Annotated in this window: 1 protein-coding gene; it reads right to left on the bottom strand. The window is 71.7% G+C overall.

Features of this window, described 5'->3' with window-relative positions:
• Positions 1–2,833, bottom strand: a 2,833-nt coding sequence (locus tag SX243_25740; protein MDY7096393.1) for a condensation domain-containing protein, incomplete at both ends; no start/stop codon positions are given.

Consider the following 2,833-nt stretch of genomic DNA (forward strand, 5'->3'; position numbering starts at 1 on the left):
CCGGCGTAGACCCCGGAGAGCTCCTCGTCGTCAAAGTAGTCCCGGGCCCAATGCATCAGCGTCACCGCCGCGCCGTGGCTCAGCGCTACTCCTTTGGGTACCCCCGTGGAGCCGGAGGTGTAGATCAGGTACGCCAGCTGCTGCGGCGAGACCGGCGCCTGGAAGGCTCCTTCTATCTCCAGCGAGGCCCCCTCCACCTCTTCCAGGGTGATCCGCCGCGCATTCGTGGCCGACTCCTCAGCAAAAGGCAGCCGCGGCGCCAGCTCGCCGGTGGTCAGCACCGCCTGGACTCCGGCGTTGTCCAAAACCTGGCGCAGTCGCTCCTCCGGATACTCCGGATCCAGCGGCACGTAGGCGCCCCCGGACCCCAGGATCCCCAGCAGCGAGGACACCAGGCGCCGGTCCCGGGGCAGGAAGACGCCGATCCGGCTTTCTGGATCCAAACTGAGGCCTCGTAGATAGGCCGCCACCCGGCGGGACGCCGCTAGCAGCTCGCCATAGCTCCACCAGCTTCCGGATCCATGGGTTCCCAATCCATCCGTCACCGCCGGACGATCCGGATGCTCCCGGGCCCGCGCTTCGAAGAGCTGGTGCAAGCCCTCCGGTCCCGCCTCACGGCCCCACATCCCCGTCCATTCCAGCAGCAGCTGTTGGCGCTGGGCGGGGCTGAGCATCTCCAGCTCTCCCACCGCCGCATCCGGGCCGGCCACCGCCGAGCGCGCCAGCACCTCGTACCAACCCACCACCCGCTGCGCCGTGGTGGCGTCGAAGAGCTCTCGGTCATACTCCAAGGAACCTTCCAGCTCGCCCCCCGTCTGCCGTAGCGATAGGGTCCAATCGAATTTCGCCACCCCCGTCTCGCCCCACAGCGGCGAGGCCTCAAGGCCCGGCAGCCGGAAGGAGGTCAGGGGCGTGTTCTGCAGCTGGAAGAGGACCTGGAAGAGGGGCGTGTGGCTCAGATCCCGCTCCGGCGCCAAGGCTTCCACCAGGCGCTCGAAGGGCACTTCCTGGTGGTCATAGGCCGCCAGCGCCGAGCGGCGGACCCGCTCCAGGACCTCGGCGAAGGTGGGCTCGTGGGCTCTGCCGGCCTCAGGCTTCCCCTCTCCCTTGGACTGCCCGTCTCCCGCGCCCAGATCCACCCGCAGTGTCAGGGTGTTGACGAAGAAGCCGATGAGCTTCTCCACCGCCGCCGCCGTGCGCCCCGCCACCGGCGTCCCCACCACCACGTCGGTGCCGCCGGCGAGACGGCTCAGGAGGCTGTCGAAGACTGCCAGCAGGACCATGAAGAGGGTCGCGTCCCGCTCCCGTGCCAGCCGCACCAGCCCCGCCGTCAGCTCGGCGTCCCAGCGGAAGCGCACCCGGCCACCGAGGTAGCGGCGCCGGGAGGTTCGCGGGCGGTCCAGCGGCAGCTCGAGCACCGGCGGCGCACCGGCCAGCTGCTGCCGCCACCAGGCCACCTCCGCCTCCAACCGTTCCTCCGTCAGCCGCCGGCGCTGCCACACCGCGAAGTCGGCGTATTGCACCGGCAGCGGAGCCAGCGGCGAAGGCTGCCCCGCAAGCCGCGCCGAGTAGAGCGCCGAGAGCTCTTCCAGCAGGACCCCCAAGGACCAGCCGTCGGCGGCGATGTGGTGCACCGTCACCAGCAGGGCGTGGTGCTCGGCGGCCAAGCGCACCAGCCGGCAACGGAGCACCGGGCCGGCGGCGAGATCGAAGGGTGCCCCGGCTTCCCGCCGCGCCAGCCCCTCCAGCGCTTGTCTCCACGATTCCGACGGTCTCCACGATTCCGACGGGCGCTGCAGCTCCTGCTCCGAGCCTCCCAGGCCCGATAGATCCACCGCCGGCAGCGCGATCCAGCGGCCCGGAGCCTCCGCCAGCTCCTGTACCGGATCCTCGCTGGACTCTTCTCCGGGGAATCGGGTGCGCAGCGCGTGGTGACGCTCGACGATGCGGCCCAGGCTCCAGGCCAGCGCCGACGGCTCCAACCGCCCCCGCAGCTCCAGGGCCAGCGGGATGTTGTAGAGAGCGCTGGCGGTCTCCAATTGATCGAGGAACCACAGCCGCTGCTGGGCGAAGGAGAGCGGGGCACCGGTGGCCGGGGCGAGGCCCGCTCGCAGCTCGTCCTCGTCGGTGGCCTCCAGCCCCGCCACCACCCGCGCCAGCTGCTCCACCGTCGGGGTCTCGAAGAGCTGGCGCAGGGGTAGCTCCACCCCGAGAGCCTGGCGTACCTGGGAGACCACCCGGGTGGCCAGCAGCGAGTGGCCGCCGAGCTCGAAGAAGCTCGCCGTCGCGGACACCGTCTCCGCCTCCAGCACCCGGCGGTAGATCTCTGCCAGCGCCGTTTCCAGGCCCGGGGCCGGCGGGCGGGCCGCTCCTTCCGCGCCGGATCCGGAGCTTGCAGCAGCCCGGGCCAGCAGCTCCTTGCGGTCCACCTTGCCGTTGGGCGTCCGCGGCAGCGACTCCAGCGCCACCCACCGCGACGGCACCATGTAGGCCGGCAGCCGCTCCTCGAGCCTCTCTTCCAGCCGCCGGCGCAGCTCGTCCGCCGACGGACCGTCCGACGGGGCCGCCGCGAAGAACGCCACCAGGCGCCCCGACGAGGCCTCGTAGACCACCGCCGCCTCGCGAAGGGACTCAGGCTGGCCGTCCGCCACCGACCGCAGGACCGCCTCGATCTCCCCCAGCTCCACTCGGTGGCCCCGGACCTTGACCTGGTGGTCCCGGCGGCCGCGGAACTCCAGCTCCCCCGTCACCGTCCAGCGACCCAGGTCGCCGGTGCGGTAGAGCCGCTGCCCGGGTGCTTGCTCCGGGGAGGTGCCCAGACCATCCGGCAGGA

The sequence above is a fragment of the Acidobacteriota bacterium genome, from assembly GCA_034211275.1.
GTDB lineage: Bacteria > Acidobacteriota > Thermoanaerobaculia > Multivoradales > JAHZIX01 > JAGQSE01.